Here is a 21,521-nt window from a genome sequence, read left to right on the forward strand (position 1 = left end):
TTATTAGTCCACAATAATTAGATTGAACTGAACTGTTCCGCCCACTAAACATGGACGGGTGACTACTCGCGACCGCATGCTGGGCCTGACTGTTGTGCTGCTGTGGGGACTGAACTTTCTCGCGATCCACGTCGGCCTCGAACACTTCCCACCGCTGTTCTTCGCGGCCCTGCGCTTTGGTGTGATGGCGGTGCCGGTGATCCTGTTCGTCCCGCGGCCCAACGTGCCGTTGCGGTGGCTGCTGCTCTACGGAATCGGTTTCGGCACAGTCCAGTTCGCGTTCCTGTTCCTCGCGATGGACCAGGGCATGCCCACCGGACTCGCCTCTCTGGTCCTGCAGGCGTCGGCACCGTTCACCGTGTTGCTCTGCGTACTGCTGCTCGGCGAACGAATGAGCCGGCGCCAGGTGCTGGGCATCAGCGTTGCGGTCGCAGGCATGGTGATCATCGGCGTCGACCGGACCACCCACGGCGCCAGCGCAGCCCTGCTGCCCGTACTCCTGACCCTGGTGGGGGGCCTCGGCTGGGCGTTCGGCAACATCGGGTCACGCCTGGCCCGCCCGGACAACGCGCTGCACCTGACCCTGTGGATGTGCGTCATCCCACCGATTCCGCTGTACGCGCTCAGCCTGGCGGTCGAGGGACCGCAGGCCGGTTTCGACGCGATCACCACGGTGGGTTCGCACACCGGACTCGTCGCCGTCGCTGGTCTCGCCTACGTGGTGGTGCTCGGAACCGCGGTCGGTTCGGGTCTGTGGACCTACCTGATGTCGCGGTACCCGGCGTCACGAGTTGCGCCGTTTTCATTGCTGGTCCCGGTGGTCGGCATCACCGCCGCCTGGATCTTCCTCGACGAAACACCGAGGCCCTGGGAAATCATCGGTGCCGCCGTCGTAATCATCGGCTGCTTCGCGGGGTTGAGCGCGCGACGCGCACCGGAGTCGACAACCGAGACCCGGCCGGCGGCCGAGACCCCGATCCCCGCATAGCGCGAAGCTCACCGAAGAATCCCGGTCGGCCTGGTTGAATCTGGGACATGACCGGGTCGGCGGAACACGATGGACAGCATGTCGGCCGCCCACGCGATGACTCGATCGACGATCGGGTCTTTGCCGCCTGTCTCGAACTCCTCCTCGAGTCCGGCTGGGACCGAATGAGTCTGCGCCAGGTCGCCGCTCGAGCGGGGGTGAGCCGCACCAGCGTCCAACTGCGGTGGTCATCCAAGGCCGAGTTGGTGTTGCATGCGATCCTCGGCCAGGCACCCGACCTCGCGCCCTTCACCGGCACCGATCAGAGCGGCTGGATCGCGTGGGTGGTGGAAGGCAGCCACCTGTTGTTCGCACGGGACGAGGTGCAGGCGGCCTTGCCGGGGTTGCTCGTGGCATTGCAGAGTGACCCCGACCTGCGGGCGTCACTCTGGCGCCATTTCAGTGATCCGGCGATCGACCTGTTCACCGAAGGTGATCGAACCGCCCGCGATGATGCCCGGGCCATATTGATCATGGCCGCCGGTGCCGCACTCTTCTCGACAACCATTGCCGCCCAAGATGACACCGCAGCGCTGCGTACGCGGATCACCGGACTGCTGACCCTGGCCGCCGACCTCAAACCCCGATGATGTGCTGTTTTGGCGGGCGTTACCTGGGCGTTTGTTCGCCAGAACCGCACATCATCGGGGTTACGGACGGAAGGTGGCGACAATCGCATCCGCCGGGGAACGCCACTTCATTCCGAGATCGTTCAACGTGACGGTGTCGTCGGTGGGGACCGCAGCGGTCAGGAACTCGGCCGCTTCACCACTGAAGCCGCCGCTGACCGGAATCCATCGACCGATGGCATCGACCATCTTGCCCAGTCGGCGAAATATGTTCGGCTGCAGCGGGATCCGTCGGACCTTACGGCCCATCCCCACCTCGACCGCATCAACCATGCCGTCAAACGTCAGCATCTGGCCGCCACAGAGGTAGCGGCGCGGCCCCTGTCCGGGTCCGGCATCGATGATGCCTGCGTGCACATCGGCGACATCTCGGACATCGATCATCTGCATGCCGCCACGCACCCGCGGTGCCCAGCGGGAACGCACGATGGTGCCCCAGCCCTGCTCGGTGACACCCGGAGCGGTGTGCAGCGCAGGCCCGACCACACTGCTCGGATAGGTGACCACCACCGGAGCACCGCTTTCCTGCAGTACCCGGGCCGCACGTTCGGCATATCCCTTGCTCTTGCCGTAGGCACTGCGCGCCTGCGCTGTCGGGGTGTCGAGGGTGACGATCGGATCAGTGGTCGGGGTCAGCACCGCGTAGCTGCTCACCAGCACCACCGGATCGAGCCCCCGCTCGACGGCCGACCGCATCACCGCCTCTGCGGCATACGCGTTGACCTCCCACATCAGCTCGGCGCGCCGGTCATCCGTCCCGACCACCCCGGCGGCATGGATGACGGCGTCCGTCCCGGACAACAGCGCGTCCACCGTATCGGCGCTACGAACGTCACCGACCAGGGTTTCGACGGACCCGGCTGCAGTCAGGACCGCGAGCAACTCATCGATCTTCTCGTCGGGCGTGACCAGCAGACGGACCTGATGCCCGGCTTCCAGGACCGCACGAACCAGGTGGGCCCCGAGGTAGCCGGTTCCCCCGGTGACAGCGACCAGCATGTAACCACTCCTTTCACGCCGAACAGCCTCCCCGACGGCGTACACCGCGTACATTACTGTTCCGCTGGACCACTAATGCGAGAATCCCAACCCCCGACCGTCGAGGAAGTAATGCCATGGGCGTGTATGCCGTAACCGGAGCCGCATCGGGAATGGGCCGCGAAGTGGCCACCAAGCTTGCCGAAGCCGGCCACACCGTCATCGGGGTCGACCTCAAGGACGCCGACGTGATCGCCGATCTGTCGACGGCCGCTGGTCGCCAGAGCGCCGTCAAGGAGGTTCTCGCGAGGTCGGAGGGCGAACTCAACGGTGCGGTGCTCGCCGCCGGGCTCGGCCCCGGCCCGGGCAAAGACCGCCCGCGCTTGATCGCCGAGGTCAACTACTTCGGTGTTGTGGACTTATTGCAGGGCTGGCGAGAGGCACTGGCGACCACTGACGCCGCGAAAGTGGTTGTCTTCTCGAGCAATTCCACAACTACGGTGCCGGCGGTACCGCGTCGCGCCATCAGAGCGTTCCTGGCCGGTGACAGCGACAAGGCCGTGCGATCGGTTCGGATGTTCGGCAAGGCCGCCTCGGTGATGGCCTATGCCGCATCGAAGATCGCGGTGAGCCGCTGGGTGCGACAACAGGCGGTCTCACCACAATGGGCAGGCGCGGGCATCCGACTCAACGCGCTGGCGCCGGGCGCGATCATGACACCCCTACTCGAAGCGCAGCTCGCCTCGCCCACGGAATCCAAGGCGGTCAAGAAGTTCCCTGTCCCCGTCGGCGGATTCGGCGATCCCGGCAAGCTCGCCGACTGGGTGATCTTCATGCTGTCGGACGCCGCCGACTTCCTGTGCGGCAGCGTCATATTCGTCGATGGCGGCACCGACGCATACTTCCGGACCAACGAGTGGCCACGCGCGGTCCCCCTCTACCGCATCGCCCCCTACCTCTACCGCTTCCAGACATTCGGGCGCCGTAGGAAGTAGACGCCTGCGCAGTGAGTCAGGCGTTTGCGAGGTTGACGACGCGTTGCAGATCGAGTCGGATCTGCCGCGCGACGGCGGCGGGACGCGCTTTCGGTTCCAACTCCGTGGGAGTTCCCATGACCACCAGAGGCTTTCGGTTTCCTGCCCCCTGATAGGACAGTCCCATGTTGACCAGGGCGACTCGGCAACCGGCATTTCTTGCCCGTACCGCGATGTGGGCGACTCCGCTACCGATCGGCGCCACCGTGGCGGGGTCGTCGAGATTGCACGTGCCCTCCGGAAACACCGCAATGCTGTCCCCACGGGACATCCGCTCGACGCAGGTGTCGATCATCTTCAGGCCCGCCTCGGCTGCGACCCGGGTTCCATGGTTCTTCGCCCGGAACACCGGAATGCCTCCCATGGAATCGATCTTCCGACGGAGTTCCTCGTCGACGAACAACTCATCCTTGGCCAGGATGCGCGTGCGGCCGATCAGCGAACGCAACGGAGACCGAAATGCCGCTGCCGCAACCGTGTACGGATCAAGCTCGCTGATGTGATTGACGGAGATCACCAACCGCACGCCGGACTCGATCAGCCCGGTCAGCGTTGCCTTCGCACCGGCTTCATCGAAGCGAACCCGTGGACGGTACTTCAGCGCAAGGAAGCCGTATTTCATCAACGCGTTGCGGCGATCCTGCTGATGGTCCAGATAGTGGGCATACACCTGGTCGGCCTCTGCGATATCGATGTTCACCGAACCTACGGTACCGTAAGTTACGTGACCGTAGGTTGAGGTTCGTCAACCGTCAGTTCTCACCCAGCCCGGGGACGCGACGCCCTCAGGGCCAATCCGCGCAGCGCTTCGGTGACCGCGTCCGGGTATTCGAGCGGTCCGCAGTGGCCGCCGGCGAGTTCGACGAGTTCGATCAGTTGCGGAAGCCGGGAGGCGATCAGACGCGACCGTTCGATGGGCGCGATCTTGTCGCCGCGGCTGGCGATGACCAGCGTCGGCACGTTCACGGCACCGGCATCAACATGGTCGACCATGCCCACCAACAGCGCACCGTATCCACCACGCCCGCGAGCCGAGGTGGATCCGAACATCCCATCAACTTCGACACCGATCGCCACATCGGCACCGATCCCGACCGACACATGCGCCAACAACTTGCGCCGCAACGGTATTCGCCGCGGCATGGGCAGCCGGGCCAGGGGTACGACCGCGGCCGCGAGCTGTCGACGAATCTTGATCAGCCGCGCCGGGCCCCGCAGGAACCGCACGTTGTCCAAGATCTCACCCGAGGTCGTGTTCACCAGCGCAACAGCCTGAGCTCGGGCCGGAACGTCGTCGGGGTACCTTTCGGCCCACGCCATCACCGCGATTCCACCCATCGAATGCCCAGCAATCACCGCTCGGCGACCGACCGGAACGGTCGCGGTGAGCACGGCGTGCAGATCGTCGGCGAGATGATCGAGGCTGTAGCTGCCCGAACGCGGCGCCTCACTCTTCCCGTGACCGCGATGGTCGAACGCGACTACCCGGAAGTCGGAACTGAGTTCCTCTATCTGGTTGCGCCAGAATCCTATTGCGCACGCGATCCCATGTGTCAGCACGATGATCGGCGCATCCGACGGGCCGTAGATCTCGGTGTGCAGCCGGGTGCCGTCGGCGCTACGGACATCAAGAACCTCCACGCTCACGCCTCAGGAATTCCGGGCGAGATCGCGCTCGGCCTGCCGGATCGCCTGGCGGGCCTGCGGAACGAGTCGGACCAGCCGAGGGAGTCGCGTTGCGGTCATCTGGTCAAACCAGCGACAGAACCCCGCCCAATCCTCCGGCATGTCCTGATCGCGTATGCCGTAGAGACGCCCGACCTGTCGCATTTCGAGATAGAACTGCTCGACCTCACCAGGCCACCAGCCTCGCCCGAGCACTTTCTGCTGGGTGTAGACACCGTGGACCAGACTGGCGTGCACCCAGTGGAAGGCCTCCGGGTTCAGCGCACTCCACCGCGACCCGTCCGAGTTTGTGCCCTTGAAGTTCTGATGTAGATCGCGCAGCCGGCGAGCCGTCGCCAACGACTCCTCGCGCCCGTAGACAACGCCCATGATCATGTCGAGAGTGCGCTCGGCACGGCCGTACGGATCTGATTCGAATACAGAGAACTCGCGCACCCCCGCGGCGACAACCGGATGTGCCACGTCGATCAACAGACGGCGGGGCGCGCCGAAGACGAATGTCAGGTCCCCGAATACGGTCCAGGCGACCGAATCGGACCCCAGCGGAGCGGACCCATCGATTGCCTGTTCGGGTACCTGTATCTCACTCGCCGGCTCGGACATGAGTCTATTACTAACAGATAAGTCTCAAGTGCGATACTGCTCCGATGCCACGTCCCGGCGCACCCCTGCCCCGATTGTTCGAACGAGCCGCCATCGCGGCCATATCCGACAAACCCGCCGATTCCGCTGATGGCGACGTGTTCGACGCCGCCTTGAGCGTTCTCGCCGAGCTCGGGACACAGGCGGCGACGATGGACGACGTGGCGGCGCGGTCCGGCGTCAGCCGCGCGACCCTGTTCCGGCGTTTCGGAAGCAAGGACGCGGTGTTCGAGGCAGCGATCGCACAGCTGCTCCGCACTTTCCTCACCGAGATCACCGCCACCTTCCTGCGGGTCACCGATCCCACCGAGCGCATCGTGGAGGCCTTCGTGGCCTGCCTACAGATGCGCAAGCGGTTCCTCGGCGACAACCCGAAACCGGGACACGGTGGCGAGGTCCTGGCGATCCTGTCCAGCGGCGACCCCTCGCCCATCGAGTTGGGCCGACAGTTCATCGCCGCGCGCATCGCGATGGCGCAGGCAGACTGCCTGCTCCCGCCCTCTGATCCCGCCATCCAGGCCGACGCCATCGTCCGGCTGACCCTCGGGTATCTCGTGGTACCGGACGGTCGCTTCGACCTCAACGACAAAGCCGTCGCGCGCGACATCGCACGCCGCACGATCGCACCCCTGGTGACCGGAACCCTGCATTAGTCGCCCTTCCCGGGGCTCTGCAGGGATCGGTCCGCTCTGCATGAATGACTCATGCAATGAACTGAGCCACAAGCAGAACCAGCATGGACTGGGTCACAAATCACGCTCATGGTGGGAATTCATCCACGATTGAGGTATACCCGTGGGGGGTAAAATGGTCGTGGAAGTACGGCAGAATGGGAGGTGCGCATGTCGACGGCCGTGGACGCGGACTCGCGACCTCTCGTCGCCGCACCTTTCCGGTGGCGCGATCACAGCCGCGGCTTGATGATGGCCGGTGCGGCGTTCGCCGTGCTCGTCGGTGTGCTGCTGATGCACTCGGTACCGATGGTGCATCCCCCCGGTGGACACCTGGTGACGGCCGGATCGATGACCGAGCATTCGACGCCGACCGCGTCGGGCATATCGCAGATTGTGGAGAGCTGCACCGCCAATTGCTCCGGACATACCGGGATGGCGATGTGCATGGCTGTCATCACCATCGCCTCGGGGTTGCTTCTCATTCGACGACTGTTGAAACACCGTTTCGGAGCACGTGCCCGCCAGTCAGGCATCGGCCTGTTCGGCAGGCATGCTTCCCGGGCACCATCCTGGGCAACAACCACTTTGGAGAAATTGTCGATTCTGCGGATCTGATAGGCATCTCACCGCCCTGCTGCGGTGACCGTCCTTCGGCGTGCCGTCAGGTACGCATCAGTCCATCCGATTTCGTGAACAATTTTCCTGAGGAGATCCCCGATGTCTTTGACCCATTCCATCCCGCCCAAAAACCATTCCACCCGTATCAAACTCGCCGTTTCCGGTCTCGGTGTTGCCGCACTCGTGCTGGCCGGCTGCGGCGACAACAACGACGATCACCATGACATGGATTCGATGTCGCAATCGTCGATGTCCAACGCTCCGGGTAGCGCCGGGTCAACAGCGAACACGGCCCAGTTCAACCAAGCGGACGTCATGTTCGCGCAGATGATGTATCCGCATCACGCGCAGGCTGTGGAGATGGCCGGGCTCGTCGACGGCCGCAGCACCAACACGCAGCTGATCGAGCTGGCCACGGCCATCGAGAATGCGCAGGGACCGGAAATGACGCAGCTACAGCAATGGCTGGCGCAGTGGGGTCAGCCGGCCCCCAGCACCGACATGGACCACGGCGCCGGCGGGATGAGTGGACTGATGACCGATCAGGACATGACCGACCTGGCCGCCAAAAACGGTGCCGATTTCGAACAGACCTGGCTGTCGATGATGATCGAGCACCACATCGGTGCGATCGAAATGGCCGACACCGTGATCGCCGACGGACTCAGCCCAGAGGTCGACCAGATGGCGAACACCATCGTGGCAACCCAGCGAGCCGAGATCGACACCATGAAGGCGATGCAGACACAGCCCTGAACAAACAGCACTTCCATCCCCCCACGCCGCGTTCCGTGAACTCTGGCGTGCCGCCCTTCCTGTTATCTGGAGGTCTCATGCATATCCGCTCCCTACTGCGGGTGTTGTTGCTGCCGCTCATCGTTGTGATGCTCGCGGCCTGCTCCTCATCCACCTCGCCCTCTGAATCAACCGGCGGGCCGTCTTCCGAAGCGGCAGCCGCCGCTCCCGTCATCACCTTCACTCCCGGTGACGGCGAAGTCTCGTTCAACCCCACCGACCCCGTCACGGTGGAGTCCTCACTTGGCACCTTGGAGTCGGTGGTCATGACCAACGAGGACGGGACCGTCATCGACGGCATCTTCACTCCCGACCGGGTTGCCTGGAAACCCGCTGAGTCACTGGGATACAGCCGCGACTACACCATCGTGGCCAGCGCGATCAACGACGGTCAGCGCACCGAAGAGACCGCCTCGTTCGCGACGATCACGCCGGGCAACCAGACCAAACCGACGTTCGTGACCACCGGCGGCAATCTGCTCGCCGACGGCGCCACCTACGGCGTGGGCACGGTGATCGTCGCGCATTTCGACGAACCCATCACCGACCTCGCTGCCGCGCAGCGCACGCTGTCAGTGCGCACCGACCCGCCGGTCACCGGCTCCTGGAACTGGGTCGACGACCAGAACGCACACTGGCGACCACAGGAGTACTACACCCCGGGGACCACCGTCACCGTCAGCGCGGATGTCTACGGAATCCAGCTCGGGGACAACCTGTTCGGTCAGGAAGACGTGAGCACCTCGTTCACCATCGGGGACGCTCACGTATCGATCGCCGACGACACCACCAAGCAGGTCAGCGTCTACAACAACGGTGAGCTGGTACGCACCATGCCGACCTCGATGGGCCGCGGCGGTACCGAAACGGTCAACGGCCAGACCATCCACTTCTGGACCCAATCGGGCACCTATACGGTGCTGGACAAGGCCAGCCCGGTCATCATGGACTCGTCGACCTACGGCCTGCCGGTCAACTCCCGCCTCGGCTACCGCGAAACCATCTACAACGCCACGCGGATCAGCAACGACGGCATCTACCTGCACGAGCTCGCCGACACCATCGCGCAGCAGGGCAACACCAACGTGTCGTCCGGTTGCCTCAACCTCAACCCCGACAACGCCAAATGGTTCTACGACTTCTCGGTACCCGGTGACATCGTCGAGGTGCGCAACACCGGCGGGCCACCGCTGGAGCTGTGGCAGAACGGCGACTGGAGCGTGCCGTGGGATCAATGGGTTGCCGGCAGCGCACTGGCCTGATCCACCGGCCTTGCGCACCCGCACTCCCAACGCCCGCGAACCCTAGGATCCTCACCATGACTGCCATCCCGACCACCGACGCCGACCACTCGGCCCCACACGGTTACATCAACGACAAGAAGAAGTACCTCGCCCGTCTCAAGCGCATCGAGGGTCAGGCCCGGGGTATCCACCGCATGGTCGACGAAGAGCAGTACTGCATCGACATCCTCACCCAGATCTCCGCCTTGACCAAGGCGGTCGAAAGCGTCGCCCTTGGTTTGCTCGATGACCACCTGCGGCACTGTGTGGTCGATGCCGCCAAGACCGGCGGAGAGGAAGCCGAACGCAAACTCGCCGAAGCATCCGCCGCCATCGCCCGGCTGGTTCGATCCTGATCTCTTCGGGGTGCCCCACCCGGCCGTGACCACTCTCGACACGGGTCACACCGGGACCTGTGACAAACTCGCTGCCATGCTCGACGACGACCGCCCACGCCCTTCCACCCGGCTCCGCCCACGCGCCAAGCTGGCCCTGCGCGCCGCGGCAGCCGCCCGCTGGGCCTCGCAGAAGACCGGCCGCGGCAAAGGCTCCATGATCGGTGGCCTGGTGGCCCTCAAGATCGATCCGGACCTGCTCGGCGAGTTGGGTCGCGGCAAGCGCACCGTGATCATCACCGGGACCAACGGCAAGTCCACAACCACCCGGATGACCGCCGCAGCGCTCGCGTCACTCGGGGAGGTCGCATCGCAGGCCGACGGCGCCAACATGGACGCCGGCATCGTGGCAGCGCTCTCGCTGCACCCGAATGCGAAGCTCGCCGCCCTCGAGGTCGACGAACTGCACGTCCCCCACGTCAGCGACGCCGTCGAACCCGAGGCGATCGTCCTGCTGAACCTCTCCCGGGATCAGCTCGACCGCGTCGGCGAGATCAACATGATCGAACGCCGTCTGCGCGAGGGCATCGCCCGGCATCCGCAGGCCACCGTCATCGCCAACTGCGACGACGTGCTCGTCTCGTCCGCCGCCTACGACGCCCCGAATGTGGTGTGGGTCGCCGCGGGTGCGGGCTGGGCCAATGACTCGGTCAGCTGCCCGCGCTCCGGAGAGCCGATCGTCCGCGAAGGCGACCACTGGTACTCCCCCGGCATCGATTTCGCACGGCCCCAACCTGATTGGTGGTTCGACGAGACCCACGTGTACGGACCCAACGGCTTCTCTCACCCGATGGAACTCGCCGTGCCCGGCAAGGCGAACCGCGGAAACGCCACACAGGCGATCGCCGCGGCCACGGCGATGGGCGCCGACCCCGCAGCGGCGACCGCAGCGGCGGGCACGGTCGGCGAGGTGGCAGGCCGGTATGGCGTGCACCAGATCGGACCGCATCGCGTGCGCGTGCTGCTGGCCAAGAACCCCGCCGGCTGGCAGGAGGCCATGTCGATGATCGACCGCGACGCCGAGGGACTGGTCATCGCGGTCAACGGCCAGGTGCCCGACGGTGAGGACCTGAGCTGGCTCTGGGATGTGCGTTTCGAGGAGTTCGAGAACATCGCGGTGGTTGCCGCCGGGGAACGGGCCACCGATCTCGGTGTGCGACTTCTCTACGCGGGCGCCGAACACACCACGATCGCCGACCCGATGGCGGCGATCGCGTCCTGCCCACCGGGACGTGTGGAAGTGCTCGCCAACTACACCGCATTCCGCGACCTCGGTATCGCAATGGACCGCGCGGAGAAGGGTATCCGCTGACATGAGCGAATCGACCTTGCGTATCGGCCTGGTATTGCCCGACGTGATGGGCACCTACGGCGACGGCGGCAACGCCCTGATCCTGCGGCAGCGCGCCCGGATGCGCGGCATCGACGCCGAGGTCATCCAGATCACGCTCGCCGACCCGGTGCCCGAGTCCCTCGACGTCTACACCCTCGGCGGTGCCGAGGACTACGCACAGCGCCTGGCGACCCGACATCTGACGAAATACCCAGGGCTGCAACGAGCCGCCGAAGCCGGACGGCCGGTACTGGCGATCTGTGCGGCCATCCAGGTGCTGGGACACTGGTACGAGACGTCGGCCGGTGAACGGGTGGACGGTATCTCGATGCTCGACCTGACCACCACACCGCAAAAGACCCGCAGCATCGGCGAACTCATCACCGATCCGCTCCCGGAGTCCGGCTTGACCGCCCCTCTGACCGGGTTCGAGAACCACCGCGGCGGCACCACCCTCGGCCCCGACGCCCGACCGCTGGCCCGCGTCAAGCACGGCGTCGGCAACGGCGGCGGCGAAAGAATCGAAGGCGCCGTACAGGGTTCGGTGATCAGTACCTATCTGCACGGTCCGGCGTTGGCCCGCAATCCGGAACTCGCCGACCTGCTGCTGTCCCGGGCGCTCGGCGTGGACAAGCTCGCGCCCCTGGACCTACCCGAGGTCGAGCGTCTGCGCCGTGAGCGTCTGGCCGCCGGCCGCCGAGGCTGACACCGATGCCGAAATCGACTGCGCCACAACGGGGTGGCACGACACCTCAGAACCGTGTCCCCACAAAGGCCCCGCTGGTGTTCGCGCTGGGACTTGTCGTTCTCGCCGTGGTCGTGACCGCCACCTGGGCGATCACCTGGTCGGTGACCGGCAATGACGATGCCGCCTCGGCGCCGCCCACCACGACCGAGGCCGCGCCCCAGACCTCAGCAGTCGGCACCGTCCGGGCAACCACCGAATCGCTCTACAACTTCACACCGGACACCATCAACGCGACGGTGAAATCAGCACAGGCATCACTCTGCGGAGATGCCCTCGAGCAGTGGAACGAGACCGCAAAGACGTTGCCCCGCATCGTCGCCGACACCAATCGCAGTGTGGTGACCTCCAATGCCCATTACGGGATCGTCGAGCAGGATGAGAACTCCGCCACGGTGCTCGCCTTCTTCATCCTCGACACCACCGAGAACAACACCCCGGCCGCGCTTGCCACCACGGCCATCGAGTTCACCGTGGACCGCACTGCCGTCCCGGCATGTATCAGCGCGATGGAGGTGCTGTGATGACCGAATCGCCCACACCCCAGCGCCCCGAGCGTTCCGGCCATCACATCCGCACCGCGATCATCCTGGCGGTGGTCGTCGTTGCCGTCGTGGCCCTGACCATTGCGCTGGCCACCCTGACCGCGCCGAACGACGACTCCGATGCCGCACCGCCCGCCCCACCCGTCCCGGTGATCGACGATCAGCAGGCCCGCGACATCGCCGAGACGGTCACCCGCAGCATGTTCGAGATCAGCCCGGCGACCAGTGACACCCAAATCGCAACGTTCAAGGACAACACCTGCGGCGAGTTCGCAGATTCGGCGCTACCCAATCTGATCTCGTTCACCGACGAGCTGAAGAACCAGAACCGCACCAGCACAGTCACATTCGAAGCACTCGCTGTAACACCTCACATCCCGAGCTCGCCGTCGGCGCAGGTTCTGGTCGCAGCGTCCTGGCAATCCGGTGACGCCGTGAACCAATCCCGCATCGTGTACGAGGTGATCGTGCAGAATGGAAAGACTTGCATCACGAAGGCACAGTTCCTGTAATAGCCGGCGGAGGTGACCGGTCACGCGACAACCATGGAGCGACCGGGGTCATACGTTGCGAGATCGCAGCGAGGCCGGTCAGATGCTGGCCACAGCGCTGATCGCCCGCGATGCCGGTCTTGTCGACAATCCCGCGGTCACCGTCTTCGGCCTCGCCCGCGGTGGGGTGCCGGTCGCGTGGGAGGTCGCCGCTGCACTGCACGCATCCCTCGACGCCTGCATCATCCGCAAGCTCGGTGTCCCCAGCAATCCGGAGTTGGCGTTGGGCGCGGTGGCCTTCGGCGGTACTCCGGCCATCAGCCGACGCGTGGTCTCCGATTTCGGCGTCACCGACCAGCAACTTCGCGACATCGTCGATGCCGAGACCCACGAGCTCGCCAGACGTGAGCAGAAGTACCGCGCCGGCCGGCCTCCGATCGCCATGGCCGGCCGGATCGCCATCCTGGTCGACGACGGACTCGCCACCGGAGCAAGCATGCGGGCCGCGATCGAGGCCGCCCGGTTGCTGGAGCCCGCACGAGTGATCGTCGCTGTGGGTGTCGCACCGCAGTCGGCCATCTCCGAGATCACACCGCTGGTCGACGACCTCGTCTGCGTGAGCACGCCCGCCGATTTCCGGGCCGTTGGCCAGTGGTACCAACGTTTCGAGCAGGTCTCCGACGCCACCGTATGCAAGCTGTTGGCCCGTCCAACTGCCTGACAGACCCGCTACAACCCGGAACCGGGCGTCGATGCGGGGTATGGATGTCGAACACAAATCTAGAGTTCACCGAATCATGGTTGCGCATCGTGAATTTCGGTGCGCCACTCCACACTTTCGCCAGGCTGTGCGATTCTTATGCTGGCTTTGCATCCAGTGATGAATTCAACGCTTATGCCGCGTGCGCGCTTGTGCGGGCGTCAACAGATCGGGGACCGTCTTGTCAGCTCGGCCACACAAGCCGTTGCGACGTCTTCTCCACGCCGGCGTCGCGACGTTGGTCCTGAGTTTGACGCTCGTGACCTTCGGCAGCAGCGGTGTGATCGGCCAGGTGGGTTCGGCGGCCGCCGCGCCGGTGCAACCGTCGACGTCCCCTCCGAGCGCCGCCCCGACAGAGTGTGTCGGCTCGAATTTTGCGACCCTCGGCGGCATCTACGATGCCGTCTTCGACTCGCTACTACCCCAGATGCCCGAGCAGGTGAAGCGGGACGCCGCCTCGATCAAGGCCGACGCCCACCGTGACATGGACGGCCTGCGCGTGTCGTCGCTGGCGATCTCGAACCACCCGGTCGGGCTCGGTGCGTCCGAGGATTCCCCGAGTCTCCAATACCGGGACCCGCTGTCGCAGTACATCCTGACGCAGCTGATGAACATCCGGAACGGCACCGAGTACGAAGCGATCACCCTCGAGAACATGACCTTGTCGCAGGCCGTCGAGACCGTGTACCTCTACCTCTACATCACCGTCATCATCCCGATGACGCTGGTGGCAGGGACCATTCCGCCGATCATGCCTATCGGCCCCGTCAGCCTCGGACTGTTGATCTCTCTGCCGCTGAGCCTTGGTTCGATGGCGATCAACGTGGTCAAAGAAGCGTTGAGCGCCGCGCTCCTCGATGCCTGCATCGTCTCGGTCACCCAGGACCAGAAGGACCGGGCCGGTCAGCCCGTGAAAGACCTCCGCTTCCCGAATCGAGTGCCACAGATACTCACCGACATCGCCGGACAGGTACTGATCGCCGAAGACAAGACCTGCCCCTCGGTGGGATCGCTGCCGCTGTCCCGGATCGTCGACCGCACCTCCCATTATCTGCAGGCCACCACCGATGCAAAGACCGGAGCGCAGGTTACCGACCAGACCGCGCGGCTGCGGGACTTCATGAGCCGGGCGCAGGTGCCGCACAACCTCATCCCGGAAGATCCTGCGGACTTCGGAACCATCGAGACACTGATGGACTTCGGACTCGGTCTCGTCCCCTATGTGGGCGGTGCGCCGACCCAGGCCATCACCGGCCTGGTGGGCAACTACCTCGGCGGTGCAGATATGTCCGAGACCGTCCCGCTATCGGACCTCACCGTCACCAAATCCATGACCGCGGGCTATTACGCCTACGCGCTGAGCACCCACGTCTTCAGCCTGGCCTACACCCAGAGCAAGCCGGCCACGGCCTCGGTGTTGCAGCTACTGCTTCCCACGCTGACCACGGAGCAGTTGACGCAGCTGATACCGAACCCGGGCAGTCTGATCAACGCACCGAACACCTACGGACTCATCGTGTACCACAACGTACTTCGATCAGTGTGCCTGGCCGAGGACAACACCGGAGCCCCGGCGAGCTGATGATCAGGCCGCTCCCGGTCGTCGGCCGTGACAGCCGCCTGAGCCCCGCTCAGCTCGTCGCAGACCCCAGCACGCACTCGGGAACGACCTCGCAATAGTCGCGGGTGCGGTCGACGGCAAACCAGCCGCGCTCGAAATCCTGCCAGCGGCGTAGGTTTTCACGCTGCGCCTCGCCGTCACGCGCGACCCCACGTTCCAGTCGCTGCTCTTCCGTGCCACCGTCGAGCCAGAGCGCACGTTTGAGATGGCTGCGAACCGGCACCCGAGCACTCGACACGCCCTCGATGATCAGCAACGGCTCCCACCGCAGCCAGACCCGCGGACCGAGCTCGGGTTTGCCGTCACGCCACACCCGAGGGTGAAAACGAAAATCGTGCCCGCGCCAATACGACCGCAGCACTTCTTCTTCCAGCTCCGGCCACCATCCCACCGGGTCGTCCCAGGTGGCGAAGTCATCTGTACGGATCAGCACGACCCGGGTGCGCAGCTCTTCGAGCCTGGCCACCAGCGCGTCGGCGAACGTGGATTTCCCGGCACCCGACGGTCCGTCGATCGCAACGATGCCCGATTTCAGCTGCCGGGCAAGGCTATCCGTCCAGGATTGGTCGACCATGCAGGCGCCTAGGTCAGCACACGACGACCGGACAGTGCCCGGCCCAGTGTCAGTTCGTCGGCAAACTCCAGGTCGCCGCCCATCGGGAGGCCCGAGGCCAGCCTGGTCACCGACAGCCCGGGGAAATCTCGGAGCATGCGTTGCAAGTAGGTGGCGGTGGCCTCGCCCTCCGTATTCGGATCGGTGGCCACGATCACCTCGCTGACGTCGACGCCGTCTTCCTGATTTCCCAAGCGGCGCAGCAATTCCCGAATCCTGAGTTGATCTGGACCGATACCGCCCAGCGGATCGAGAGCGCCGCCGAGTACGTGGTAGCGACCGGAGAATTCTTTCGTCCGCTCGATCGCCTGCACATCTTTGGGTTCTTCGACCACGCAGATCTTGCTCGCATCGCGGCGCGCGTCACGGCAGATGCGGCAGCGCGCCTGCGCGGACACGTTGCCGCAGACCTCGCAGAACACCACATCGTCACGGACATGGACCAGCGACGCGGTCAGCCGATCGATGTCGCCTGCCGGAACAGCCATCAGGTGAAAGGCGATGCGTTGAGCACCCTTCGGACCGAGTCCCGGCAACTTGGCCAGCTCGTCGATCAAGTCCTGGATCGGGCCTTCATACACCGGTGGTTACCCGCCCAGGCCGGGGAAACCGCCGCCGAGACCGCCGAGGCCTCCGGCCAGCGGACCCATCTTCTGCTGCGTCAGCGCATCACGCTTGTCGGCAAGGTCGGCGAGAGCTCCCACGATCAGGTCCTGCAGGGTCTCCACATCATCGGCGTCGACCACCTTGGGATCGATCGTCACCGAGGTCACCTCACCGGTGCCGCTACCGGTGATGGTCACCAGGCCACCACCAGCGGTGCCGGTCACCTCGGCCGCCGAGATCTCGGCCTGAGCGGCCAGCAGTTGCTGCTGCATCTCCTGAGCCTGTTGGAGGAGTCCGGCCATCGGGTTGTCTGGTTGCACTTGATCTTGTCCTTGCGTTGGATCGTCTGTTGTCGAACCTGCTGCGTCAGCGCCCACGGGCACTCACCCGCGCGTCATGCGTTCCAGCGCAGCGGCGATGTCATCGATGGTATCGCCGTCGGCGGGCTGCGCCTCGAATCGCAGTCGCGCGTTGCCCCCGAACATCCGCGACGCCAACGGGGAGAGGGCGAACTCGAACTCGTCACCGTCGCGTTGCCAGGCCACGATCCCCCGCTCCACCGCAGGCCCGGTACCCGTGCTGATCTGGTAAATCGCAGATTCCGGGGTACTCGACGGTGTCTGCGGCAGGTCACGCTGCACCTGAAAGCAGTCGCCGGACTCGTCGTCGAGAAAGACGACAACCTCACAGGCGAGGTCCTCGTAGCGGTCATAGGAAACGACAATGGCCATGGGCCCTCCCTTCAGTGCAGGTTGCGGACGCTCTCGAAGCGACGGCGCCGCCCGGTCAGTGGGTCGTCGAACTCCACAGCGTAGGCCAGCAGTTGCAACGGGCTGGAGAAGTCACCGTGATCGGGTGCGGCCGCCACATCCGGCCGGACCTCGGGATACAGCGGATCACCGTCGATCGGGATTCCGAGGCCGGACATGTGCAGCCGTAACTGATGGGTGCGGCCGGTCTGCGGGAGCAAACGGTAGACACCGTGGTCACCGGCGGTGTCGGTCAGTTCGATGCGCGAGATCGCGTTCACCTCACCGGGAACCACCCGGGCCCGCAGGTCACCGGAGTCTTTCAAGATGCGGTTCCGAACGGTCGCGGGCAGCTCGAGGCCGTCGGCCAGAGGCGCCCGGGCGCGGTACTCCTTGTCGACCCGGCGATCGGCGAACAACAACTGGTACGGCGCCCGGGCCTGCGGTCGCAGACTGAACATCAGGACACCCGCGGTGAGCCGATCCAGCCGGTGCACCGGGCTGATCTGCGGATTGTCGAGCTCTCTGCGCAACCGCACCAGGGCGGTCTGCACCACGTGCGCGCCGCGCGGCATGGTCGCCAAGAAGTGCGGCTTGTCGACCACCACGAGGTTGTCGTCGATGTGGATGATCGGCATCTCGAACGGGATCTGCGTTTCGTCCGGCAGGTCGCGATAGAAATAGATCGGGCGTCCCACCTGGGCAGGCGCGGTCAGATCGACTCGATCGCCTGCGATGTCGAGCACCTCACCCTGCGCGGCCCGCACCGACAGGTCGACCACCGAGAGGCCGGCGCAGGCCGGTGCCGCCAGCATGGCCTCGGCGACGGTGACATCTGAGCGCCGCAGCACCACTCGGGTCGGGTCGACACCGTCCCGCAAGGGCAGTGGCGACGGTCTACGGTTCCTCAACAGGGATTCTTCAGCGGGCCCGAATCTGACCGATCAGCCGCGTTCGACGTGCGACTTCAGGTTTCCGAGCACCTCGGCCTGGATGCGGCCCAGACCCTTCGGCGCGAAGGTCTTCTCGAAGAAGCCGCCGATACCGCCTGCACCCTGCCAGGTGGTGACGGTGGTGACCTTCGAGCCCGTGCCCAGCGGCTGTACCTGGTAGGTGGTGATCATCGACGAGTTCGCGTCGGTCTCGGTGATCGTCGAACCCACCTGGTCCACAGAGGCCTGCACATTGCGCGAGCGCTTCGACGTCGCCTGCAGAGTCCACTTGGCGACGGTCCCGGCACCGACCCCACCGGCGACCACGGCGTAGTCGCGATACTGCGCGGGAAGGATGGCCGGTCGAACGGTCTGGTAGTCGGACAGTGCCGCCAGAACCTGCTCGGGCGCGGCATTGATCTCAATCGACTGTGATGCGGTTACCTGTGCCACGAAATAATCACCTTCCGGTTTTATGATGCTTCAGACCCCTGAGCCTGCCAGAACCACATGCGGACCCTCCGAAGTGGCATGCGCTGGACGGTAGTCCTAGGCTCTTATGCGTGCCGAGGGTTATGGGTTCCGTGTCCGGTCGCGCCGCCTTCGATGAAGGAGTCGCGACGCTGCTGGCGAGTTACCGGGCAATTCCGGCTTCCGGCAGGGTCCGTCTGGCCAAAAAGACATCCAACCTCTTCCGTAAACGAGCCAAAAATCCGTACCCCGGCCTCGACGTCTCCGGACTCGGCCGGGTGATCTCCGTCGACGTGGCCGCGCGCACCGCGGATGTCGCCGGCATGTGCACCTACGAGGAACTCGTCGCCACCACGCTCAAGTACGGACTTGCCCCGAAGGTCGTTCCACAGCTCAAGACGATCACCCTCGGCGGCGCGGTGACCGGCCTCGGTATCGAGTCGACGTCGTTTCGCAACGGTTTGCCGCACGAGTCGGTCCTCGAGATCGACATCCTCACCGGTGCGGGCGAGATCGTCACCACCTCGCCAACCAGCGAGAATTCGGATCTGTTCTTCGGATTTCCCAATTCCTACGGCACTCTTGGCTATTCGACACGACTGCGGATCGAGCTCGAAGAGGTCGCACCATTTGTGGAACTGCGCCATGTCCGGTTCACCACGGTCGAGGCACTCCAATCCGCGATGGTACAGATCGTCGACGCCGGCGAGTTCGACGGTGAACGCGTGGATTATCTCGACGGCGTGGTCTTCTCGGCCGCCGAGAGCTACCTGACCCTCGGCCGGCAGACCACCGCGGGCGGCCCGGTGAGCGACTACACCGGCGATCAGATCTTCTACCGGTCCATCCAGCACTCCGCGGACTCCACACCCATCCGCGACCGCCTCACCATCTCGGACTACCTCTGGCGCTGGGATACCGACTGGTTCTGGTGTTCTCGCGCATTCGGTGCGCAGAACCCTCGCATCCGACGGCTGTGGCCCAAGAAGCTGTTGCGCAGCAGCTTCTACTGGAAACTGATCGGTCTCGATCATCGATTCAACGTCGGCGACAAGCTCAATGCCCGCAAAGGTGAGCCCCCGAATGAGCGGGTGGTGCAGGACATCGAGGTGCCGATCGAGCGGACCGCCGAGTTCATCGCATGGTTTCTCGAGAACATCCCCATCGAACCGATCTGGCTCTGCCCACTACGACTTCGCGAACCGGCGCTGCCCGGTGCCGACACCCAACGGCCGTGGCCGCTGTACCCACTCGAACCTGCCCGGACCTACGTCAACGTGGGTTTCTGGTCCGCGGTACCCAAGCGCGATGACCAACCCGAGGGCTACGCAAATCGCCTGATCGAGATCAAGGTGTCCGAACTCGGTGGTCACAAGTCGCTGTATTCCGAGTCTTTTTACGGCAAAGAAGAGTTCGATGAACTGTACGGCGGGGAGCCCTACCGCCTGTTGAAGAAACACTATGACCCAGGGTCGCGGCTCCTCGACCTCTACGCAAAGGCGGTGCAACGTCAGTGACGACATTCAAAGAAAATGACCTCACTTCCGGATCGGTGGTAGGTCCCAAGCTCAGCTTGGCCGAGGTCGTCGAAGCGTTTGCGGGTGGAGATCTGAACGTACGGGTGACCGCGTACGACGGCAGCTCGGCTGGTCCCGAGGACGCCGAGTACGGCGTGGAGTTGGTGACGCCCCGTGGAACCACGTATCTGGCAACAGCTCCCGGAGACCTCGGACTGGCCCGCGCCTACATCGCAGGCGACCTCAAGCTGCACGGTGCGCCCGGTGGCGACCCCTACGACGCCCTGCGTGCCCTCGCCGAAGACATCCACTTCGAGCGCCCCTCGGCCCGCGTGATGGCACAGATCACCCGCTCGATCGGTCTGGAACACTTCAAACTGATTGCACCGCCACCACAGGAACAGCTGCCACGGTGGCGCCGGATCGCTGAGGGTTTGCGGCACAGCCGGACCCGCGATGCCGAGGCCATCCACTACCACTACGACGTCTCCAACGCCTTCTACGAGCTGGTCCTCGGACCGTCGATGACCTACACCTGTGCCTGCTACCCCGAGCGGGACGCAAGCCTGGAAGAGGCCCAGGAAAACAAATACCGCCTGGTGTTCGAGAAGTTGAAGCTCAAGGCCGGTGACCGACTGCTCGACATCGGTTGCGGCTGGGGCTCGATGGTCCGGTACGCCGCACGCCAGGGGGTCCACGTCATCGGTGTGACCCTGTCAGCCGAGCAGGCGCAGTACGCACAGCAGGCCATCGTCGACGAAGGCCTCAGCGAGTTCGCCGAGGTCCGGCACAGCGACTATCGCGACATCACCGAAGAAGATTTCGACGCCGTGTCGTCGATCGGTCTGACCGAGCACATCGGGATCGCGAACTATCCGTCGTACTTCAAGTTCATCCGGGCCAAGTTGCGCGATGGCGGAATCCTGTTGAACCACTGCATCACCCGCCCTGACAACAGATCCAAGGGCAAGGCGGGCGCATTCATCGACCGCTACGTGTTCCCCGACGGGGAACTCACCGGTTCGGGCACGATCATCTCCGCGATCCAGGACGTCGGTTCGATGGAGGTTCTCCACGAGGAGAACCTGCGCGAGCACTACGCGATGACACTGCGCGACTGGAACAAGAACCTCGTCGACAACTGGGATGCCGCCGTCGAGGAAGTCGGCGAAGGTACCGCCCGGCTCTGGGGCCTCTACATGGCCGGCTGCCGACTCGGTTTCGACCGCAACATCATTCAGCTCCACCAGGTGCTGGCCGTCAAGCTCGACAACGACGGCGGCAACGGCGGACTCCCGCTGCGCCCGTGGTGGCAGGCCTAACCTCCGCAGATACACCAGTTCCAGTCAAAACCACACGTTGGAACGTGTGGTTTTG

General features: G+C 64.8%; 26 protein-coding genes. 16 read left to right on the forward strand and 10 right to left on the reverse strand.

All coding sequences use genetic code 11. The features are described 5' to 3' along the window. Window positions 1-58 precede the first annotated feature (58 nt). A complete protein-coding gene (locus AC56PL_RS09625; protein ID WP_497153688.1) occupies window positions 59-988 on the forward strand; it encodes an EamA family transporter in 930 nt (309 codons plus the stop codon). Window positions 989-1,035: 47 nt separating this feature from the next. Beyond that, window positions 1,036-1,617 carry a TetR family transcriptional regulator gene (locus tag AC56PL_RS09630; RefSeq protein WP_495513489.1) on the forward strand — a complete coding sequence of 194 codons (582 nt, stop codon included), beginning with the start codon at window positions 1,036-1,038 and terminating at the stop codon, window positions 1,615-1,617. A gap of 60 nt (window positions 1,618-1,677) precedes the next feature. On the opposite strand, the gene AC56PL_RS09635 is transcribed toward AC56PL_RS09630, so the two are convergent. Next, window positions 1,678-2,655, reverse strand: coding sequence for an NAD-dependent epimerase/dehydratase family protein (locus AC56PL_RS09635; protein WP_495513490.1), 978 nt, complete (start codon window positions 2,653-2,655; stop codon window positions 1,678-1,680). 116 nt (window positions 2,656-2,771) lie between these two features. Here AC56PL_RS09635 and AC56PL_RS09640 point away from each other — a divergent pair, with 116 nt between their 5' ends. Continuing rightward, complete coding sequence (locus AC56PL_RS09640) at window positions 2,772-3,629, forward strand: SDR family oxidoreductase (protein ID WP_497153689.1); 858 nt, start codon at window positions 2,772-2,774, stop codon at window positions 3,627-3,629. A gap of 16 nt (window positions 3,630-3,645) precedes the next feature. Here the strand turns inward: AC56PL_RS09640 and AC56PL_RS09645 are convergent, their stop codons facing one another. The 3 genes from AC56PL_RS09645 to AC56PL_RS09655 are packed head-to-tail and all read right to left on the reverse strand — an operon-like array spanning window position 3,646 to window position 5,957. Next, entirely contained in the window at window positions 3,646-4,368 is a 723-nt protein-coding gene (locus AC56PL_RS09645) for a lysophospholipid acyltransferase family protein (RefSeq protein WP_497153690.1), read from the reverse strand. Window positions 4,369-4,427: 59 nt separating this feature from the next. Next, window positions 4,428-5,309 carry an alpha/beta fold hydrolase gene (locus tag AC56PL_RS09650; protein WP_495513493.1) on the reverse strand — a complete coding sequence of 294 codons (882 nt, stop codon included), beginning with the start codon at window positions 5,307-5,309 and terminating at the stop codon, window positions 4,428-4,430. A gap of 9 nt (window positions 5,310-5,318) precedes the next feature. Next, window positions 5,319-5,957, reverse strand: a complete 639-nt coding sequence (locus tag AC56PL_RS09655) for an oxygenase MpaB family protein (RefSeq protein ID WP_497153691.1) — start codon at window positions 5,955-5,957, stop codon at window positions 5,319-5,321. A 44-nt stretch (window positions 5,958-6,001) separates the two neighbouring features. Here AC56PL_RS09655 and AC56PL_RS09660 point away from each other — a divergent pair, with 44 nt between their 5' ends. The 11 genes from AC56PL_RS09660 (at window position 6,002) to AC56PL_RS09710 (ending at window position 15,217) form a co-directional block, all read left to right on the forward strand. Further along, complete coding sequence (locus AC56PL_RS09660) at window positions 6,002-6,649, forward strand: TetR family transcriptional regulator (RefSeq protein ID WP_495513495.1); 648 nt, start codon at window positions 6,002-6,004, stop codon at window positions 6,647-6,649. A gap of 189 nt (window positions 6,650-6,838) precedes the next feature. Then, window positions 6,839-7,285, forward strand: coding sequence for a DUF6153 family protein (locus AC56PL_RS09665; protein ID WP_497153692.1), 447 nt, complete (start codon window positions 6,839-6,841; stop codon window positions 7,283-7,285). A gap of 102 nt (window positions 7,286-7,387) precedes the next feature. Next, window positions 7,388-8,044 carry a DUF305 domain-containing protein gene (locus tag AC56PL_RS09670; protein ID WP_497153693.1) on the forward strand — a complete coding sequence of 219 codons (657 nt, stop codon included), beginning with the start codon at window positions 7,388-7,390 and terminating at the stop codon, window positions 8,042-8,044. A 77-nt stretch (window positions 8,045-8,121) separates the two neighbouring features. Further along, complete coding sequence (locus AC56PL_RS09675; RefSeq protein ID WP_495513498.1) at window positions 8,122-9,345, forward strand: Ig-like domain-containing protein; 1,224 nt, start codon at window positions 8,122-8,124, stop codon at window positions 9,343-9,345. 56 nt (window positions 9,346-9,401) lie between these two features. Next, entirely contained in the window at window positions 9,402-9,722 is a 321-nt protein-coding gene (locus AC56PL_RS09680) for a metal-sensing transcriptional repressor (RefSeq protein ID WP_495513499.1), read from the forward strand. A 76-nt stretch (window positions 9,723-9,798) separates the two neighbouring features. After that, a complete protein-coding gene (locus tag AC56PL_RS09685; RefSeq protein ID WP_497154282.1) occupies window positions 9,799-11,073 on the forward strand; it encodes a Mur ligase family protein in 1,275 nt (424 codons plus the stop codon). A 1-nt stretch (window position 11,074) separates the two neighbouring features. Beyond that, window positions 11,075-11,800, forward strand: coding sequence for a type 1 glutamine amidotransferase (locus AC56PL_RS09690; RefSeq protein ID WP_495513500.1), 726 nt, complete (start codon window positions 11,075-11,077; stop codon window positions 11,798-11,800). Window positions 11,801-11,805: 5 nt separating this feature from the next. After that, entirely contained in the window at window positions 11,806-12,363 is a 558-nt protein-coding gene (locus tag AC56PL_RS09695) for a hypothetical protein (RefSeq protein WP_497153694.1), read from the forward strand. Continuing rightward, window positions 12,363-12,896, forward strand: coding sequence for a hypothetical protein (locus AC56PL_RS09700; RefSeq protein ID WP_497153695.1), 534 nt, complete (start codon window positions 12,363-12,365; stop codon window positions 12,894-12,896). Before AC56PL_RS09695 ends, AC56PL_RS09700 begins: the two co-directional genes overlap by 1 nt. Window positions 12,897-12,951: 55 nt before the next feature. Further along, the gene (locus tag AC56PL_RS09705; protein WP_497153696.1) at window positions 12,952-13,596 is read left to right on the forward strand and encodes a phosphoribosyltransferase; all 645 of its coding nucleotides are present in this window, start codon (window positions 12,952-12,954) and stop codon (window positions 13,594-13,596) included. Window positions 13,597-13,816: 220 nt separating this feature from the next. Then, a complete protein-coding gene (locus AC56PL_RS09710) occupies window positions 13,817-15,217 on the forward strand; it encodes a hypothetical protein (protein WP_497153697.1) in 1,401 nt (466 codons plus the stop codon). Window positions 15,218-15,266: 49 nt separating this feature from the next. On the opposite strand, the gene AC56PL_RS09715 is transcribed toward AC56PL_RS09710, so the two are convergent. From AC56PL_RS09715 to AC56PL_RS09740, 6 genes are all read right to left on the reverse strand, one after another. Further along, window positions 15,267-15,830: a uridine kinase family protein gene (locus AC56PL_RS09715; protein ID WP_495513505.1), complete on the reverse strand. Its 564-nt coding sequence runs from the start codon at window positions 15,828-15,830 to the stop codon at window positions 15,267-15,269. An 8-nt stretch (window positions 15,831-15,838) separates the two neighbouring features. Next, on the reverse strand, window positions 15,839-16,450 hold the full coding sequence (gene recR, locus AC56PL_RS09720) for a recombination mediator RecR (protein WP_482137001.1): 612 nt from the start codon (window positions 16,448-16,450) through the stop codon (window positions 15,839-15,841). 6 nt (window positions 16,451-16,456) lie between these two features. Beyond that, window positions 16,457-16,777, reverse strand: coding sequence for a YbaB/EbfC family nucleoid-associated protein (locus AC56PL_RS09725; RefSeq protein ID WP_482137332.1), 321 nt, complete (start codon window positions 16,775-16,777; stop codon window positions 16,457-16,459). Between the two features lie 81 nt (window positions 16,778-16,858). Then, complete coding sequence (locus AC56PL_RS09730; protein ID WP_495513506.1) at window positions 16,859-17,206, reverse strand: hypothetical protein; 348 nt, start codon at window positions 17,204-17,206, stop codon at window positions 16,859-16,861. An 11-nt stretch (window positions 17,207-17,217) separates the two neighbouring features. Then, entirely contained in the window at window positions 17,218-18,078 is an 861-nt protein-coding gene (locus AC56PL_RS09735; RefSeq protein WP_497154283.1) for a pseudouridine synthase, read from the reverse strand. Between the two features lie 90 nt (window positions 18,079-18,168). Beyond that, entirely contained in the window at window positions 18,169-18,609 is a 441-nt protein-coding gene (locus AC56PL_RS09740) for an SRPBCC family protein (protein ID WP_495513507.1), read from the reverse strand. Window positions 18,610-18,731: 122 nt separating this feature from the next. Here AC56PL_RS09740 and AC56PL_RS09745 point away from each other — a divergent pair, with 122 nt between their 5' ends. Further along, window positions 18,732-20,144, forward strand: a complete 1,413-nt coding sequence (locus tag AC56PL_RS09745; RefSeq protein WP_497154284.1) for an FAD-binding oxidoreductase — start codon at window positions 18,732-18,734, stop codon at window positions 20,142-20,144. After that, window positions 20,141-21,466, forward strand: coding sequence for a class I SAM-dependent methyltransferase (locus tag AC56PL_RS09750; protein WP_497153698.1), 1,326 nt, complete (start codon window positions 20,141-20,143; stop codon window positions 21,464-21,466). Before AC56PL_RS09745 ends, AC56PL_RS09750 begins: the two co-directional genes overlap by 4 nt. Window positions 21,467-21,521: the final 55 nt, after the last annotated feature.

The sequence above is a fragment of the Williamsia sp. Y721 genome (genome assembly GCF_059683565.1).

Bases quoted from the DNA above. Each gene is read 5' to 3' on its own strand.
- AC56PL_RS09630 (WP_495513489.1), top strand. From the start codon at position 1,036: ATGACCGGGTCGGCGGAACACGATGGACAGCATGTCGGCCGCCCACGC.
- AC56PL_RS09635 (WP_495513490.1), bottom strand. From the start codon at position 2,655: ATGCTGGTCGCTGTCACCGGGGGAACCGGCTACCTCGGGGCCCACCTG.
- AC56PL_RS09640 (WP_497153689.1), top strand. From the start codon at position 2,772: ATGGGCGTGTATGCCGTAACCGGAGCCGCATCGGGAATGGGCCGCGAA.
- AC56PL_RS09655 (WP_497153691.1), bottom strand. From the start codon at position 5,957: ATGTCCGAGCCGGCGAGTGAGATACAGGTACCCGAACAGGCAATCGAT.
- AC56PL_RS09660 (WP_495513495.1), top strand. From the start codon at position 6,002: ATGCCACGTCCCGGCGCACCCCTGCCCCGATTGTTCGAACGAGCCGCC.
- AC56PL_RS09665 (WP_497153692.1), top strand. From the start codon at position 6,839: ATGTCGACGGCCGTGGACGCGGACTCGCGACCTCTCGTCGCCGCACCT.
- AC56PL_RS09670 (WP_497153693.1), top strand. From the start codon at position 7,388: ATGTCTTTGACCCATTCCATCCCGCCCAAAAACCATTCCACCCGTATC.
- AC56PL_RS09675 (WP_495513498.1), top strand. From the start codon at position 8,122: ATGCATATCCGCTCCCTACTGCGGGTGTTGTTGCTGCCGCTCATCGTT.
- AC56PL_RS09680 (WP_495513499.1), top strand. From the start codon at position 9,402: ATGACTGCCATCCCGACCACCGACGCCGACCACTCGGCCCCACACGGT.
- AC56PL_RS09685 (WP_497154282.1), top strand. From the start codon at position 9,799: ATGCTCGACGACGACCGCCCACGCCCTTCCACCCGGCTCCGCCCACGC.
- AC56PL_RS09690 (WP_495513500.1), top strand. From the start codon at position 11,075: ATGAGCGAATCGACCTTGCGTATCGGCCTGGTATTGCCCGACGTGATG.
- AC56PL_RS09695 (WP_497153694.1), top strand. From the start codon at position 11,806: ATGCCGAAATCGACTGCGCCACAACGGGGTGGCACGACACCTCAGAAC.
- AC56PL_RS09700 (WP_497153695.1), top strand. From the start codon at position 12,363: ATGACCGAATCGCCCACACCCCAGCGCCCCGAGCGTTCCGGCCATCAC.
- AC56PL_RS09715 (WP_495513505.1), bottom strand. From the start codon at position 15,830: ATGGTCGACCAATCCTGGACGGATAGCCTTGCCCGGCAGCTGAAATCG.
- AC56PL_RS09725 (WP_482137332.1), bottom strand. From the start codon at position 16,777: ATGGCCGGACTCCTCCAACAGGCTCAGGAGATGCAGCAGCAACTGCTG.
- AC56PL_RS09730 (WP_495513506.1), bottom strand. From the start codon at position 17,206: ATGGCCATTGTCGTTTCCTATGACCGCTACGAGGACCTCGCCTGTGAG.
- AC56PL_RS09745 (WP_497154284.1), top strand. From the start codon at position 18,732: ATGGGTTCCGTGTCCGGTCGCGCCGCCTTCGATGAAGGAGTCGCGACG.